The sequence below is a fragment of the Microbacterium suaedae genome, from assembly GCF_003254645.1.
Classification (GTDB): Bacteria; Actinomycetota; Actinomycetes; order Actinomycetales; family Microbacteriaceae; genus Microbacterium; species Microbacterium suaedae.
This window is the reverse complement of the sequence record NZ_PNFD01000001.1, coordinates 1,353,318-1,369,066: the sequence shown is the minus strand read 5'-3', so window position 1 is coordinate 1,369,066 and position 15,749 is coordinate 1,353,318. Positions and strand designations below refer to the sequence as shown.

Sequence of the window (15,749 nt, the reverse complement as noted above, 5' to 3'; positions counted from 1 at the left end):
GGGTTCGCACTCGGGAGCGCCCTATCGAAGGTCCTGCGGAACGACGAGCGGCGTCCCCGTCACCGGATCCGGGATGACGACGTTCGGCAGTGAGAACACGTCGTGCACGAGCTCGGACGTGATCGTCTCGGCAGGTGCGCCCTGCGCGACGATCCGCCCGCCCGACATCGCGACGATGTGGCTCGCGTAGCGCGCGGCCTGGTTGAGGTCGTGCAGCACCGCGACGACGGTGCGGCCCGAGACGTTGAGCCGGTGCAGCAGGCCGAGCACCTCCATCTGGTGGGCGACGTCGAGGAACGTCGTGGGCTCGTCGAGCAGCACCATCGGCGTCTCCTGCGCGAGCACCATCGCGATCCACACCCGCTGCCGCTGGCCGCCCGAGAGTTCGTCGACGCGGCGCGCGCTGAGTTCGCGCACGCCCGTCTCGTCGAGGGCCTCCGCGACGGCGATCTCGTCGGCAGGAGACCACTGGCGCAGGAGGCGCTGGTGGGCAAAGCGCCCGCGCGCGACGAGCTCGGCGACCGTGATCCCGTCGGGGGCCGAGGCCGATTGCGGCAGCAGGCCGATGCGGCGCGCGATGTGCTTCGGCGCGAGGCGTGCGATGTCGGATCCATCGAGCACGACCTGCCCCGATGCGGGGCGCAGCAGACCCGCGAGCGCGCGCAGAAGCGTCGACTTGCCGCATGCATTCGGTCCGATGATGACGGTGAACGAGCCCGGCGGCACGTGGAAACCGAGGTTCTCGCTGATGACGCGCTGGTCGTACTGCAGCGTGGCATCCTCGACGGCGAGATCGACGGTGGCGGTGTCGGTCATGCAGTCTTCCTGATCTCGTGGGCGAGCAGCCAGATGAGGTACCCGCCGCCCACGACGACGGTCACGACGCCGACGGGGACGGTGAGGGGGATCACGTGCTGCGCGACGATGTCCGAGGCGATGAGCAGCGCCGCACCGGTCGCGGCGGATGCGCTGAGGGGGATCCCGGCGGTGCCGGTGAGGCGGCGGGCGATCTGCGGGGCGGCGAGGGCGATGAACGAGACGGGGCCGGCGACCGCCGTCGTCACGCTCACGAGCGCGACGGCGAGAGCGACGGCGACCCAGCGGACCCGCGTCGTGTGCGCGCCCGTCGCGCGGGCGGCGTCGTCCCCGAGATCGAGCTGACGCAACCCGCGCGAGACGAAGGGCACCGCCGCCAGTAGGACGAGGAGGACCCAGACCGCGGGCCAGCCGGTGTCCTCCGTGACGTTGTTGAGGCTTCCCGCACCCCACGCCGCGGCGAAGAGTGCGGTCTCGAGCTCTGCGCGCAGCAGCAGCCAGGTGTTGAACGCGGCCAGCATCGCCGAGACGCCGATGCCGACGACGATGAACCGGAACCCCTGCAGGCCGTCGCGCGACGCGAGCAGGAGGATCGCGACGGCCGCGGCGAAGCCCCCGCCGAGGGATCCGAGTGTGAGCATCGCCCAGCCGCCGCCCGCGATGAGGGTGAGGAGCATCCCGGTGTACGCGCCGCTCGCGAGCCCGATCACGTCGGGGCTCGCGAGGGGGTTGCGCGTGAAGGTCTGGAACACGGCGCCCGCGACGCCCAGTGCCGCGCCGAACACGACGGCGCTCGCGGCGCGCGGCAGTCGCCACTCGAGGACGGCTGTCCGGGCCAGTCCCTCGGTCGATCCCGTGAAGGATCCGACGACTTCTGCGGGGGACACGGGGTAGTCGCCGAGCGCGAGAGCTGTGAGGCCGAGAAGCACGGCGACGATGAAGACCGCAGCCGTCACGATCGCCGTGCGTACGGGCACGGCGATTCGTCCGGGCCCCGTGCCGAGCACGATGCGCCGATTCGCGAAAACGACCCCGGTCATAGCGTGCTCGCTCCGCGGCGGCGTACGAGCGCGATGAGAACGGGCGCTCCGACGAACGCCGTCACGATGCCGGCGGGCATCTCACCGGGCGCCGCGACACGGCCCACGATGTCGGCGAGTACGACGAGCGAGGGCCCTGCGAGCATCGAGACGGCAAAGATGCGCCGTTGATCGGTGCCGACGGCCCAGCGCACGACGTGGGGGATCATCAGCCCGACGAATGCGATCGGCCCGGCGATGGCGGTCGCGGCGCCCGCGAGGAGCGTCACGGCGGCGACCGCCGCGATCTGCACCCGCGCCAGGCGCACGCCGTGCGAGCGGGCGACATCGGCGCCGAGGGCGACCGAGTTGAGGGTGGGCGCGACGGCGAGGGCGAGCACGACACCGAACCCCAGAAGCGGCGCGGTCGACGCGAGCACCTCCGGGCCCCGTTCGAGCAGGGAGCCTGCGTTCCAGCCGCGCATCCGATCGAAGGCGTCGGGGTGGGTCAGAGTCAGTCCGGTCGTCAGGCCCGACAGGACCGCCCCCACCGCGACGCCCGCGAGGGTGAGCCGGATCGGATCCACGGGACCGCGGGCGGACGAGCCGAGCGCGTAGACCACCGTCGTCACGACGAGCGCCCCGATGCACGCGAGCCACACGTATCCGCTCGGCTCCGTGATCCCGAAGAACGCGATGCCGAGCGCGACGGCGAAGCCGGCGCCGGCGTTCACACCGAGGATCCCGGGATCGGCGAGCGGGTTGCGTGTGAATGCCTGGATGAGGGCGCCAGAGAGCCCGAGCGCGAGCCCGACGAGGACGCCTGCGGCCAGGCGGGGGACCCGCTGGTCCCAGACCACGAAGCGAGCCTCATCGGATCCGTTGCCCCCGACCGCCGCGAGGATGTCGGCCGGCGCAACGGGATTGGCGCCGATGAACAGCGAGGCCGCGAGGGCGAGGATCAGAGCGAGCGCGAGGGCGGCGGTCCACGCGCGCGAGCGTCGGGCGGCCACACCTGTGACCGCCCGACGCTCGAGGGACCTCGCGCCCGCCATTCGCGGGGTCAGCCCTCCTGAAGGATGCGCTCGAGGTCGTCGAGAACGGTCATCCCGCCGACCGGTCCGACGCCCGTGATCCAGAACGAGAAATCGACGAGGTGCAGGCTGCCGAATGCGTCGGCATTGTCTGAGATCGCGTCGGGCATCGTGCTCGGGTCGTCGGCGTCGACGGTCGTGACCAGCACGAGGTCGGCTTCGGCGTCACGTGCCTCCTCGGGCGAGATGTCGAGCGAGATGTCTTCCCAGTCGTGCTCGGGCGTTGTGAATCCGGCGCACTCGAGAGTGCTTCCGGCGAAGGAGAGGGGGCCGTAGAGCGTGAGGCGGGTGTCGCGGGGGCGCACGAGCTGCGCCGTCTGCCCGGCGGTGTCGTACTCTTCGGCGATCTCGTCGCATCGGGTTTCGTAGTCGGCGAGAAGCTCCTCAGCGCCCGCTTCGTCTCCAAGCGCCTCGGCGACGAGGGCGACGTTGTCCTGCCACGGATCGGCCTGCGTCTCCATGAAAACCGTCGGGGCGACGTCGGAGAGCTGGTCGTAGAGCGCCGAGTGCCGCGACTCCGTGCCGAGGATGAGGTCGGGCTCGAGGGCGGCGATGCGCTCGACGCTCGGCTCGGTGACGGTGCCGACCATCTCGATGTCGGCGGCGGCGTCGCCGAGGTAGGCGGGCACTCCCGTCTCTTCACTGAGCACCGAAGTGCCGACGGGGACGACGCCGAGCGCGACCGATGTGTCGAGCTGAACGGGCTCCAGCGTGACGACGCGCTGCGGATCCTCGGGGACCTCGGTCTCACCGCGGGCGTGGCTGATGGTGTGGGTCGAGCCATCGGCCTCGGACGGCGCCGGATCGTCTGAGGCGTCGGAGGAACATGCGCTGAACAGGAGGGCGCCGGCGGCGAGTGCCGCGAGGACGCCGACAGGGCGCAGGCGTGCGAGGGCCGAATGCGACATGGAGACCTTCTGAGTTGGGGGAGGACGCCCGTCGGGCGATTACTTAGCTGAGCCTAACCTCATGTCGCGTATCGATGCCAGTCGCGGGTGCCGGGTGTCTTCCTGTGTCAGGGGTCGACGGGAGAATTCCGCGCATGATCGCACAGGCCAGACCTCCGGTAATCGCTCTCGTCGCAGTAGAAACAACGACAGCATGACGCGCCCGGACTGGACTCATCGCAGTGAGTACATTCGGATGCGAAGGACGCGGAAGGGCTCCCCGTCCCGGGGATGGCGCCTGCTCGTTGTGCGCCAGCCGTGCAAGGGAGAGATCAACGAGGCGCTTCGCGCCGGGATCAAGTCGGAGTTCCGGCGGGGGAGCTGAGGGGCCGACGCTTCACGCTCTGCGTCAGCCCCTCACGTCGAGTTCAGGCCGGGTTCGCGGCCTTCCACGACTGCAGGAAGCGCAGGAACGCGGTCGCGCCGGGATCCTGCAGGCCGATGCTGCGCTCCTGCAGCCACGAGGCGCGCCCGCGCCTCGACTGGAGTTTCTTCGACGTGACGACGCCCTCCTGGGCAGCCGCGATGGCCGCGTCTAGCCCGCTCTCCGGCACGGCCTCGCGAAGCGCCTCCGCCGCCGGGAACATCGCGTCCAGGATCGTCTTGTCGCCGACCTGGGACTTGCCGCGCGAACTGATCGACTCGGCAGCCGTCATCGCGAAGTCGGCGATGCCCTCCGCGTCGACGTCGTCAACGTCCTTCCATCGCTTCGAGCCGGCCAGGAGCGCACCGGCGACGAGCGCGGCCATCGTCGACGGGTTGGCGTTCGCGAACGCCTTCGCGCAGGCCAACACGACTTCGCTCGGCGTCGCGGTGTCGGGTAGCGCAGTCAGCGCCTCCGACACGGCGGCGGCGCCGGCTGAGACGGTGATCCCGAGGTCTCCGTCGCCCAGTTTCTGGTCGAGATCGCCGAGCTCGTCGGCGTGCTTCGGGAACTCCTCGACGGCGCGGGAGATGGCGAGGCGGAGTTCTGATGAGTTCATCGTTGGTGTGATCCTCTGGTCGGTGTCGTGCGGCTCAGGCCTCGGAGAAGAACGGCGACGCGGCCGGCGCCTCGAGCAGGGCGAGGCGCTCGTCGTTCAGCGCGAGTACGGAGACAGAGGCGCCGGCCATCTCCAGGCTGGTCGCGTATTCGCCGACGTATCGCTTGGCGACGGTGATGCCGCGCTCGGCGAGGATCTGGTGCACGCGCCGGTACAGCACGTACAGTTCCTCGAGCGGCGTCGCGCCGAGACCATTGACGAGCACCGCGACGCGGTCGCCGTCTGCGAGCTCGAGGTCGGCGAGGATCTGCTCGGTCAGGTGCTCGGCGATCTCGTTCGCCGTCTCGAGCGCACCGCGCCGGATGCCGGGCTCGCCGTGGATCCCGATGCCGATCTCCATCTCGCCGTCGTTGAGCTCGAAGCTCGGCTTCCCCGTCGTCGGCAGGATGGTCGGGGCGAGGCCGACGCCCATCGTCGCCGTGTGCTGCCCGATGTCCTCCGCCACCGCGGCGACCGCGGCGAGATTGTCGCCGCGCTCGGCCGCCGCACCGGCGGCCTTGTACGCGAAGAAGATGCCAGCGACGCCGCGCCGCTCCTCTGCGCGCTCGCGGGGCTGGCTCGCCACGTCGTCGTGACCGAGGACGGTCGTCGTCTCGATGCCCTCGATCTCGGCCAGGTCGGCGGCCAGGTCGAAGTTGAACACGTCGCCGCCGTAGTTGCCGTAGAGATAGAGGACGCCGGCGCCGCCGTCCACGGCTTTCGTCGCTTCGAAGATCTGTTCGGAGGACGGCGAGGAGAAGACGTTGCCGATGGCGACGCCCGAGGCGAGGCCGCGCCCGACGTAGCCCTTGAACAACGGCAGGTGCCCCGACCCTCCGCCGGTGACGATGCCGACTCGGCCCGGGCTCGGCGCGTCCGCGCGCACTAGCACCCGCGGGTCGTCGCCGGGCGTCCTCACCTTGTCGGGGTGCGCTAGCAGGATCCCCTCGACAAACTCGTCGACGAACGCATCCGGGTTGTTGATGATCTTCTTCATTGCTGCTCCGTTCTCCCGGGTGTCTCTGTCCGGGGAGCCTGTGTCAGAGGGCGTCGGTTCCGCCCTGGTCTGCGCCATTCGACGGCGTCCAGCACCATCACGCCGATGAGTATGGCGCCCTGTGCGATCGCGTACTCGTAGGACGACAGGCGCAGCGCCGTGAACCCACTCGACACGACCTGCAGCGTCAGCGTCGCGAGGAGCACCCCGGCGACCGACGCGAAGCCGCCCGTATGGCGGGTGCCGCCGAGCACGGCGATGACGATCACGAGGAGCACGTAGGACGCTCCGTAGTCGGCGGAGGCCGTCGGATTGCGCGCGAGGAAGAGGACGCCTGCGAGACCCGCCAGCGAGCCCCCCAGCAGGTAGGTGCTGATAAGGATCCGGCCGCTGCGGAAGCCCGAGTACGTGGCGGCCACAGGGTTGGCTCCGAGGAGCTGGATCCGTCGGCCGAGCGAGGTGCGATTGACGAGCAGTGCGATCACGGCCGCGACGAACAGCAGCGCGACGAACAGCAGCGGGACGGGCCCGATCGCGGTGCGACCGAAGGTCGTGAGGACCGCCGGTGCCCCGTACAGCGTCGTTCCCCCGGTCCACACGATGGCGATGCCGTTGAAGATCTGCATCGTCCCGAGGGTGGCGAGGATGGGCGTGATCCCGACGACGCTGATGAGGATCGCGTTGACGAGGCCACACAGCGCCCCGACCGCGACGCCGAGGAGCGCCAGCGGAATGCCCATCGCCTCAGCGAGCCCGGGGTCCGTCGTGGAGATCGCGGTGAACGCCGTCGAGATGGTGATTGCAGACAGGCTCGCGATCGACACGAGGGAGAGGTCGATTCCGCCCGTCAACATCGCGAGCATGATGGCGATGCTGATGACTCCGATCTCCGGCGAAGCGACCATGAGGTTCTGCAGGTTGATCGGGCTGAGGAACACTCCCGGCTCGGCGATCGCGAAGAACGCGAACGCGACCAGGAGGGCGATCGCCATCCGTCCCGCCCCGCGTCCGCCGCCCGTTCGCTGCAGCGCGCGGCGCACCCAGCCGTCGACCTGGTCGTTCACCTGACGCAGTGCCACGGTTTCGGAGGTATTCGTGCGGTTCATGCGGACGTCTCCTTCACCGAGGGCTCAGGGGTCTCATCGATGGTGTGCACTCGCCGTGCGCGGCGTCGTGCGGCGACGGCCTGGATCCCGACGCCGACCACCAACAGCGCTCCGACGGCGGCGCGGAGCCACGCGCTGGGTACGCCAGCGAGTAGCAGGCTGTTGTTGATCGTCTGCACGAGCAGCACGCCGAGGACGGTGCCGAGCACCGTCCCGCGGCCGCCGAAGATCGACGCGCCGCCGAGGACGACGGCGGCGATGATATCGAGCTCGCCGCCAATCAGGTCCTGAGGGTTTGCGCTGCGGCTCATGATCATATGCACGACGCCGGCGATGGCCGCGAGTGCACCGACGAGCACGTACAGTCCGATCTGCGTCGGGACGACGCGGAATCCCGCACGACGAGCCGCCTCGAAGTCGCCGCCGAGCGCGTAGAGCGAGCGGCCGAACATCGTCCCGCGCAGCATCCACCAGATTGCGATCGTCAGCGCGATGGCGATCAGCACCATGATGTGGAGATACGCGCGCCCCCGACCCGAATCGAAGTCGATCACGTCGACGGTCGAGAGTGCGGCCATCGACGCGGGCAGCTGCGCGTAGTACGTCGAGCCGACAAAGGTGTACATCGCGCCGATGAACAGGCCCTGCGTCCCGAGCGTCACGATGAGAGTGGGCAATCGGAAGCGGGCGATGACGGCGCCGTTGACGGCGCCGAGCACCGCCCCGATCGCGATCGCGACGAGGAAGACGGCCGGAACGCCGGGGTCGAAGCCCATCTTCAGAAACGTGCTCACCGCGGCGTATGCCGAGAAGATCGCGATGGCGGGGAAGGAGACGTCGATGCCGCCTGAGATGATCACGAGGAGCACGGCGAGCGCGAAGATCATCGGGACCGTCGAGCTGCGCAGGATCGAGAACGCGGTGCTCGCGGTGAAGAATGCGGGGCTCGCGATCGACATCGCCACGATGACCGCGAGGAGGACGAGCGCGAGGACGCCCTCGTTGTTGGGGCCGTGCAGCCTCCGAAGGAGATGCGTCATGCGGCCATCCCCTCGCGAAGCGCGGCCGTCGAGATGCCGTCGCCGGTGAGCTCCTGCGAGATCCGTCCGCGTGAGACGACGAGCACGCGGTGGCAACAGGAGACGAGCTCGGGAGCATCGTCGGAGATCACGACGATCGCCATTCCTGCATCCGCCTGCTCCCGCAGCAGGCCGAGCAGTTGAGCCTTTGATCCGACGTCGACGCCCACCGTGGGGCCATTGAGGATGAGCACCTTCGGTTCTGTGGCCAACCATTTGGCGATGACGACGCGCTGCGCGTTTCCGCCCGAGAGCGATCGCACCGGGGCGTCGGCATTCGGCGCCTTGATCTTCAGGGCGTCGAACAGTCGATTCACGGTCTTCGCGATCCGCGCGCCGTCCAGCGTGAGGCGCGGAGAGCGGAAGCGTGCGAACGAGGAGGCGATGATGTTGTCGGAGATCGACTTCTCCAGGAAGAGACCCTGCGTCAGGCGGTCCTCCGGTACGTACGCGAGGCCGGCCGACACCGCGTCGGGAATGCCTGCGATGACGACGCGGGCTCCGTCCACAGCGATCTCCCCGGACTGCGCCGGGTGCACGCCGAAGATCGACTCGGCGATCTCGGTCCGGCCCGAGCCCAGCAGGCCCGTGATCCCGAGGATCTCCCCGGAACGGACGGAGAACGAGACGTCGTGGAAAGCGCCGGGTAGCGTCAGATTATCCACACGCAGGCGCACGGGGCTGTCCTCGGGTACCGCCTGGACGATCCGGGACTCGTCGATCTCCTGACCCGTCATGCTCTCGGCGATCGATGCACGAGTGTAGGTGCTCGTCGGCGCGCTCGCGGTGACCCGGCCGGAGCGCATGATCGTGAGCCGCTGCGAGATTGCGAGTACCTCCTCGAGCTTGTGGGATACGAAGACGAGGGCCACGTCTCGCGCGCGCAGTCGCTCGACGATGGCGAACAGGCGGTCGACCTCGGTGTGCGTGAGCGCGGTCGTCGGCTCGTCCATGATGATGACGCGCGCGTCGTTCACGAGGGCGCGGCAGATCGCCGTCAGCTGGCGGTCGGCGACCGAGAGCCTGCCCAGCTCGGCGTCGAGATCGAGGTCGATGCCGAGGTCATCGACGATGGCGCGGGCTCGCGGGCGGGCGGTGCTTGGCCGGTTGAGTCGGCGACCCGCTGCCACGTGCGACGTGATGACGATGTTCTCCGCCACAGTGAGGTTCGGGAACAGCGAGAAGTCCTGGTAGATCACCTGGATCCCGCTGGTGATGGCGGAGGTTGTGCTCATGCGGGCGTGCGAGACTTCATCGACGGTGATCGTGCCGCTGTCGGCGCGCTCGGCGCCGGAGATCACCTTGATGAGCGTCGACTTCCCGCAGCCGTTCTCGCCCGCGATGCAGTGCACCTCGCCCGGCAGGAAGTCGATGGACACATCATCTAGTGCTTGCACCCCGCCGTAGCGTTTGGAGATGCCCTGGGCCGAGAGTACGGGGGCCACGGTCGTGGAACGTTCGTTCGTCATCGAAAACCTTTCTCCGCGGTCCCCGGCCGCGTCCGCGCGGATCGCGCGACGCGGTCGGGGAGCGGCGACATCCGGCGGATCAGAAGTCGTACTCGGCGGCCGTCTCGGCGTCCGCCGCGACCGACGCGTCCCCCACGAAGACGTTGTCGAAGCCCTCGAGCGGCTGAAGATCCTCATACCCTTCGATTCCGAGGTCGGTTCCCGCCTCGATCGTGCCGCCCTCGGCGAGGATCCTGGCGATCTCCAGTTGGGCCTTGCCCGCCAGCGCCGGATCCCAGAAGAAGATCTTGTCGATCGATCCGCCCTCGAGGTACTGGTTCGCGACGGACGGGATCGACGTGCCCATCACGCAGACATCGTCCTCGAGGCCGGCCTCCTGGACGGCTCGGGCGATGCCGGGGACGTCATTGCCAGCTGAGCCCTGGAAACCCGCGATGTCGGGGTGCTTGGCGAGGATCTCCTTGGCGCGCTCGTACGCGGTCTCCTGGTTATCCGTCGACTCGATGGGCGTCTCGACGCGCTCCATGTCGGGGTAGTCGGACTGCTGCCTGTCGTACGCGGCGCCGACCCATTCCATGTGTGTCTTCGCCGTCAGTCCGCCGACAAACTGCACGTATGTTCCCTCCTCGCCCATGCACGCGGCGAGGTTCTCCATGATCAGCTCGCCATAGGAAGCGTTGTCGAAGGCCTCGATGTCGATGTCGACGTTCTCCATGCCGGTGGCCTCGTGGGCGACGACGATGATCCCCTGATCCTGAGCCTGTCCCAGCACGTTGGCGAGGGCCTCGGGCGAGTTCGGGACGACCGTGATCGCGGTCGGCGACTGGGCGATGAGATCCTGCACGATCTGGACCTGCTTCTCGGGTGTGACGTCGTCCGCACCCTCCTGGCGGGCATCGATCCCGGTGTCCGCGGCCCACTCGTCCACGCCGGTTGCCATGCGCTGGAACCACGGGATCGTCTGCGCCTTGACGACCGTCACCATCGTCATGTCTCCGTCTTCGGTTCCGGAGGAACCGCCACCGTCGGGTGATCCGCCGGTGTCTCCTCCGACGGTGGTGCAGCCGGCGAGAGGGAGGACCACGGCGGCCGTGAGCGCGGCTGCGGTCAGAAAGCGATTGCGAGTCATTCGTTACTCCTTCGTGAACGAAATGTGCGAGGGGCGCGCGGGTTGGTCGAGTGTCAGGGCGCGTTTCCTGTTGGAAGCTAATCGCCCCACTTACCAGTGTCAAGCGTTTTCGCGCAGAAACATGCGCGATTTCGCGCACTATGCGCAATCGGTGCGAAGATCGTGGAATCCGCGCGGGAACGCTGGGCCCCATCGCCACATGTTGGCCGGGCCGCGTTGCGTCGTGCGTGTTTTCGCGCAAGTATGGAGTGCCGCTGGCGCATGGTCGTATCGACGGAGAGGAGGGGGTATGTCTCGTCAGAGTGAGATCGTCGATGCCCTTATGCGTGACGGATTTCAGGGGGTGAACGAACTCGCGGCGCGGTTTGCGGTGACGGCATCGACCATCCGTCGAGATCTCGAGCGGCTGGAGGGTCGGCATCTGCTGCGGCGGACCCACGGGGGTGCCGTCCCGGTAGCGCAGGATGAATCGCGCAGAGGGGTGCAGAAGCCTCTGCACGGCGCGGAGAAATCCGCGATCGGTAAGGCGATGGCCGAGCGCATCCTCGAGGGTCAAACGATCCTCCTCGACGGCGGCACGACGACGCTCGAGGTGGCGCGGCACCTCGAGCATCAGCGCCTCACGGTCGTGACCAACGATCTCCAGGTCGCCGCCGAGGTGGCGACCCGCCCGCCGATCCACCTCGCGTTCCTTGGAGGCGAGCTCCTGCCGAACACCTTCCGCATGTGGGGGCCGACCACGGAGCAGCAGTTGTCGCGCTTTCGCGTCGACGTCGCCATCTTCAGCGCCGACACGGTGGCGAGGGATGGCCTGTACAGCGCTGGGAGTTACGAGATCGAGCAGAAACGGCTGATGCGATCCATCGCCAAGGAGGCGTTCTTCGTCGCCGACAGCTCAAAATTCGGGCGCGAGGCGCTCTTCAAGCTCCTGGACATCGAGGACTTTACGGCGGGGATCACGGACGGGCTGCTCGACCCGCTCCGCGCCTCGGACTTCGCGATCCCGATCATTCAGGCGCCGGGCGATCGCGGCGTCGCCTGACGGGTCGGTTTCGGGCGGCCTGCCCGCGTTTGCCGTGCGCTCGCGTCGACGGTGGCCGGACGAGAGACGATCTCAGCCCGGATACCCCAGCTCGTCGAGCAGTGTCAGCCCTCGTTCGGCCCACGCGATTTCGGTGCGGGCGCGGTCGACGAGGTTCTCGTAGCCGAGGCGCTTGAACGCGACGACGCGGTCGTGGTCCTCGGGCGGAATCGTCGCGAGTCGCTCTTTCAGCATGGGCGTCGCCCGGGCGCTGACACGTTCGAGCTCGGCCTCCCACTGGTCGAGCTCGCCCTGCCAGTGCGCGATATGCCCCCGAAGGAACTCGCGCGCGGCCTTCGGCTCGGCCGCCTCCAGGTACGCCGCCTTGAGGCTCGCGGGCTCCCGCACGCGCGCGTAGGTGAGCGGGGCGTTCATCCACGCGAGGTAGTCCTCGTCGCCGGCCGGAGTGACGTGATAGAGCCGCCGCGTCGCGCGGGTGCCGCGCACCTGCTCCTCGCCCTCGATGAGGCCCGCCGCCTCCATCTTGCGCAACTCGGGGTATATCTGACTGTCCGGCGCGTGCCAGAGGTGGCCGACGGAGGCATCGAACTGCTTCTGCAGCTCGTACCCCGATTTCGGCCCCACCCTCAGCAGGGCGAGCAGAGCGTAGCGCAGACTCATCCGCGATCACCTTTCGTCGGGCGGATATGGCACGAGGGCCCGAGCAGTCGCGCCCGGGCCCTCGCTCATGAGACGACTCAGTTCGAGTATCCCGTGCGCCATCCTCCGTGGTACGTCTCACGCGCGACCGTGGAGTACGGAACGGGGCTGACGACCGCGCGGACCTCGATCTGCTCGTGCGGCTCGACGGAGGCCTTCTTGGTGCCGCCGTTCGGCTCGCCCCAGACCACCTTCACCTCGGCGCCCTCGGGCACATCGGGGTTGACCGTCGCGAGCGACAGGCCGCGCTTCTCGTTCGAGCTGTAGCCCGTGAACATCGAGTGGCCGACCACGTTCCCGTCCGCGTCGACGACGGAGTCGTAGTTCGCGGATCCGTAGTTCGCGAGCGGCAGGTCGAAGAACTTGTAGCTCGGGCCGTCGACGTCGAAGAGCGAACCGAAGATCTTCGTGAGGTCCTCAGCGTTCCAGGCGAGCGTGACCTTGCGGCGCTGCGTGGCGGGGTCGATCTTCTCGAGCGCGTCGCGGCCGATGAAGTCGTGATCGAACTTCACGAACGGGCCGTAGCCGAGCTCCCACGGGGTGAGGTAGTAGTCCTCGATGCTCTTGCCGACGAACGAGCCGGCGAGCGTTCCCGTCGCCTCGTAGCTGTCGGCGCCGAGCCACTCGCGGTACGCGGCCTCCTCGGCGCCCGTGTAGATCGCGGGAAGCGGCGAGGGGATCCAGCCCGACTCGAGGGTGTTCGACGGGTATGCGCGCGACCCGACGGGGACGAGGCCGAACTCGGCGCCCGCCTCGACGATCGTGTCGCGGATCAGGTCGTGGTCTTCGTACGGACCCCAGATCTCGAGGCCCGGAGCGCCCGCCATGCCGTGGCGCAGCGTGCGCACGGTCTTGCCGGCGATCGTCATGGTCGACATGTTGAAGAACTTCAGCTGCTCGAGCGGCCCGCCGTTGACCTTCTCGATGACCTCCCAGGCCTTCGGGCCCTGGATCTGGAAGCGGTAGTACTTGCGCGTGACGGGGTGACCGTAGGGGCGCGACGGGGAGCGGCGGTCGACCTCGATGTCGAGGTTCGAGTATCCGCCCGTCTCACCGTGGAACATGAGCCAGTTCGACGCGGGGGCGCGGCCGACGTAGACGTACTCGTCCTCGGCTTCGCGGAAGAGGATCCCGTCACCGATCACGTGGCCCGACGCGGTCGTCGGCACGTACTGCTTCGCCTTGTTCACGGCGAAGTTCGCGACCGAGTTGATCGCCGTGTCGCTGATCAGCTTGATGGCATCGGATCCCTTGAGGAACACGTTGTCCATGTGGTGCGACTGGTCGTAGAGCACGGCGGTGTCGCGCCAGGCCTTCTGCTCCTTGATCCAGTTCTGGAAGTCGGCCGGCACGACCGGATAGATGTACGAGCCGATCTGGGAGTTGCGGAGGAGGTCGACGGGGTTTCCGGCCTGGTCGATCGCCTGCTGCAGATTCTGTGGTGCCACGATGAACCTTTCTGCTTGTTCGTGTTCGTAAGTGGTCAGGTATTGAAGACGATGGTGTGGTTGCCGTGCCGGATCACGCGGTCCTGGGCGTGCCACAGCACGGCGCGGCTGAGCACGGCGCGCTCGACGTTCGCGCCGCGGCTCTGCAGATCGGCGGCCGAATCGGCGTGGCTGACCCGGACGACGTCCTGCTCGATGATCGGGCCCTCGTCGAGCTCTTCCGTGACGTAGTGCGCGGTCGCGCCGATGAGCTTGACGCCGCGCTCCTTCGCCTTCCGGTACGGCCCGGCGCCGATGAAGGCGGGGAGGAACGAGTGATGGATGTTGATGACCGGAACGCCGAGCTTCTCGAGGAAGTCGCTCGAGATCACCTGCATGTAGCGGGCGAGCACGATGAAGTCGACGTTGCCCTTCAGCAGCTTGAGGATCTCGGCCTCCGACTGCGACTTGTCCGGACCCGGCTGGGAGGGAACGTGGAAGAACGGTACGCCGAAGGTGCGCACATCGTCCGCAACGTCGGTGTGGTTCGAGATCGTCATCGGGATCGTCACGGGCAGTTCGCCACGTCGGTGGCGCCACAGCAGGTCGAGCAGGCAGTGGTCGCTCTTCGAGGCGAGGACCGCCATACGCAGCGGCTCGGACATGTCGCGCAGGCGCCACGAGAGTCCCATCGGCGCGAGCGACTTCTCCAGATCGGCCTCGATCTCGGGCATCGCGGCCACGAGATCCTTCCGGTGCAGCACGATCCGCTGGAAGAAATCGCCGCCGGTCGCGTCGTTCGAGTGCTGATCGAGCGAGATGATGTTGCCGCCGTGGCGGGTCACGAGCGAGGCGACCTCGCTGACGATCCCCGGCTGATCGGGGCCGTGGACGATCAGGCTGGCGTGGTCGACGAGGTGGGGAATCGGGGCGGTCATCAGGCGTCCTCTCTGAACTTCTGAGCCCACTGAGCGGTCGCGAGCAGGCCGCCAAAAGTGTAGAGGTGAATGCCGACATCGCCGGTAGACGAGTCCGCCTCGACGAGTGTGCCCAGGTCGTTCACGAACCTGTCGGGCCCGGCGGTGCCCATGAGGTTCGTCAGTGAGAAGCCGTACTTCTTCACGATCATCGCGTTCGCGCCGATTCCGAAGCGCCGCGCGAATCCGAGAAGGCGCTTGATGCCCGCCGGGCCCGGGGTGCCGACGCGGATCGGCGCGTCGATGCCGCGCGAGCGCACCTCGCGGATCCAGTTCACGACGGGATCCGTGTCGAAGCCGAACTGTGTGAGGATCACGGCCTCCAGCCCCTGCTCCTTGAGAGCCGTCGACTTCGCCTCGAGGTGCTCCCAGAGCACGTCGTCGGCGATATCAGGGTGCCCCTCGGGGTAGCCCGCGATCGAGACTTCCTTGGCGCCGAACTCCGGCAGGCGCCCGGACTGGATCACGTCGAGCGACGATCCGTACGGCCCCATGGGCGTCTCGGGATCCCCGCCGACGCTGAAGACGTGGTCGGTCGCGCCGACCTCGCGCAGCGCGGCGAGGAACTCCTCGAGCATGGCGGGGGAGGCGATGCGGCGGGCCGAGATGTGCGGCACGGGGGTGAATCCCGCGTCCTTCACGGCCTTCGCTGCGGCGACGCGCATCTCGAGATCCTCGTTGCCGAGGAAGGTGACGTTGATGCGCGTCCCCTGGGGGATCAGGTGCTGTGCCTCGAGCAGGCCGGGCACGTCCTTGCCCGTCATCTCGAGGGAGAAGTCGTCGATGAGGTTCTGACCTGCGTTCACGGGAGATCCTTCCGGAGGGGCGCGTCCTTGCGTTGGGGACGACTGTACCTATGTGCATAGGGAATGTCTATAGGGAGTTTCGCGGTTCTCAAGTCCACAAGTCTTCGCCGAGTCCGGTGC

15 protein-coding genes are annotated in these 15,749 nt (G+C 68.2%); 1 reads left to right on the top strand and 14 read right to left on the bottom strand.

Features of this window, described 5'->3' with window-relative positions; translation table 11 throughout:
• Window positions 1–21 precede the first annotated feature (21 nt).
• From C0012_RS06085 to C0012_RS06040, 10 genes are all read right to left on the bottom strand, one after another.
• Window positions 22–816, bottom strand: coding sequence for an ABC transporter ATP-binding protein (locus C0012_RS06085; RefSeq protein ID WP_110590194.1), 795 nt, complete (start codon window positions 814–816; stop codon window positions 22–24).
• Window positions 813–1,856, bottom strand: a complete 1,044-nt coding sequence (locus tag C0012_RS06080; RefSeq protein ID WP_110590193.1) for a FecCD family ABC transporter permease — start codon at window positions 1,854–1,856, stop codon at window positions 813–815. Before C0012_RS06080 ends, C0012_RS06085 begins: the two co-directional genes overlap by 4 nt.
• Window positions 1,853–2,890: an iron chelate uptake ABC transporter family permease subunit gene (locus tag C0012_RS06075; protein WP_110590192.1), complete on the bottom strand. Its 1,038-nt coding sequence runs from the start codon at window positions 2,888–2,890 to the stop codon at window positions 1,853–1,855. Before C0012_RS06075 ends, C0012_RS06080 begins: the two co-directional genes overlap by 4 nt.
• 8 nt (window positions 2,891–2,898) lie before the next feature.
• Window positions 2,899–3,837 carry an ABC transporter substrate-binding protein gene (locus C0012_RS06070; RefSeq protein WP_110590191.1) on the bottom strand — a complete coding sequence of 313 codons (939 nt, stop codon included), beginning with the start codon at window positions 3,835–3,837 and terminating at the stop codon, window positions 2,899–2,901.
• A 407-nt stretch (window positions 3,838–4,244) separates the two neighbouring features.
• Window positions 4,245–4,859 carry a DAK2 domain-containing protein gene (locus C0012_RS06065; protein WP_110590190.1) on the bottom strand — a complete coding sequence of 205 codons (615 nt, stop codon included), beginning with the start codon at window positions 4,857–4,859 and terminating at the stop codon, window positions 4,245–4,247.
• 34 nt (window positions 4,860–4,893) lie between these two features.
• Complete coding sequence (locus C0012_RS06060; RefSeq protein WP_110590189.1) at window positions 4,894–5,895, bottom strand: dihydroxyacetone kinase subunit DhaK; 1,002 nt, start codon at window positions 5,893–5,895, stop codon at window positions 4,894–4,896.
• Window positions 5,892–7,001: an ABC transporter permease gene (locus C0012_RS06055; protein ID WP_110590188.1), complete on the bottom strand. Its 1,110-nt coding sequence runs from the start codon at window positions 6,999–7,001 to the stop codon at window positions 5,892–5,894. The genes C0012_RS06060 and C0012_RS06055 overlap by 4 nt, the downstream gene beginning before the upstream one ends.
• A complete protein-coding gene (locus tag C0012_RS06050; protein WP_110590187.1) occupies window positions 6,998–8,041 on the bottom strand; it encodes an ABC transporter permease in 1,044 nt (347 codons plus the stop codon). The genes C0012_RS06055 and C0012_RS06050 overlap by 4 nt, the downstream gene beginning before the upstream one ends.
• Window positions 8,038–9,549 (bottom strand): sugar ABC transporter ATP-binding protein, encoded by a 1,512-nt coding sequence (locus tag C0012_RS06045; protein ID WP_110590186.1) that lies wholly within the window; start codon window positions 9,547–9,549, stop codon window positions 8,038–8,040. The genes C0012_RS06050 and C0012_RS06045 overlap by 4 nt, the downstream gene beginning before the upstream one ends.
• 79 nt (window positions 9,550–9,628) lie before the next feature.
• The gene (locus C0012_RS06040; protein ID WP_110590185.1) at window positions 9,629–10,678 is read right to left on the bottom strand and encodes an autoinducer 2 ABC transporter substrate-binding protein; all 1,050 of its coding nucleotides are present in this window, start codon (window positions 10,676–10,678) and stop codon (window positions 9,629–9,631) included.
• A 121-nt stretch (window positions 10,679–10,799) separates the two neighbouring features.
• Between C0012_RS06040 and C0012_RS06035 the strand changes: the two genes are divergently transcribed.
• Window positions 10,800–11,720 (top strand): DeoR/GlpR family DNA-binding transcription regulator, encoded by a 921-nt coding sequence (locus C0012_RS06035; protein WP_232527785.1) that lies wholly within the window; start codon window positions 10,800–10,802, stop codon window positions 11,718–11,720.
• A gap of 72 nt (window positions 11,721–11,792) precedes the next feature.
• On the opposite strand, the gene C0012_RS06030 is transcribed toward C0012_RS06035, so the two are convergent.
• The 4 genes from C0012_RS06030 to C0012_RS06015 form a co-directional block, all read right to left on the bottom strand.
• The gene (locus tag C0012_RS06030; protein WP_110590183.1) at window positions 11,793–12,380 is read right to left on the bottom strand and encodes a PadR family transcriptional regulator; all 588 of its coding nucleotides are present in this window, start codon (window positions 12,378–12,380) and stop codon (window positions 11,793–11,795) included.
• Window positions 12,381–12,457: 77 nt separating this feature from the next.
• Window positions 12,458–13,867: a vanillate/3-O-methylgallate O-demethylase gene (ligM, locus tag C0012_RS06025; RefSeq protein ID WP_110590182.1), complete on the bottom strand. Its 1,410-nt coding sequence runs from the start codon at window positions 13,865–13,867 to the stop codon at window positions 12,458–12,460.
• A 35-nt stretch (window positions 13,868–13,902) separates the two neighbouring features.
• On the bottom strand, window positions 13,903–14,784 hold the full coding sequence (purU, locus tag C0012_RS06020; RefSeq protein ID WP_110590181.1) for a formyltetrahydrofolate deformylase: 882 nt from the start codon (window positions 14,782–14,784) through the stop codon (window positions 13,903–13,905).
• Window positions 14,784–15,587, bottom strand: coding sequence for a methylenetetrahydrofolate reductase (locus C0012_RS06015; RefSeq protein WP_110590271.1), 804 nt, complete (start codon window positions 15,585–15,587; stop codon window positions 14,784–14,786). Before C0012_RS06015 ends, purU begins: the two co-directional genes overlap by 1 nt.
• Window positions 15,588–15,749: the final 162 nt, after the last annotated feature.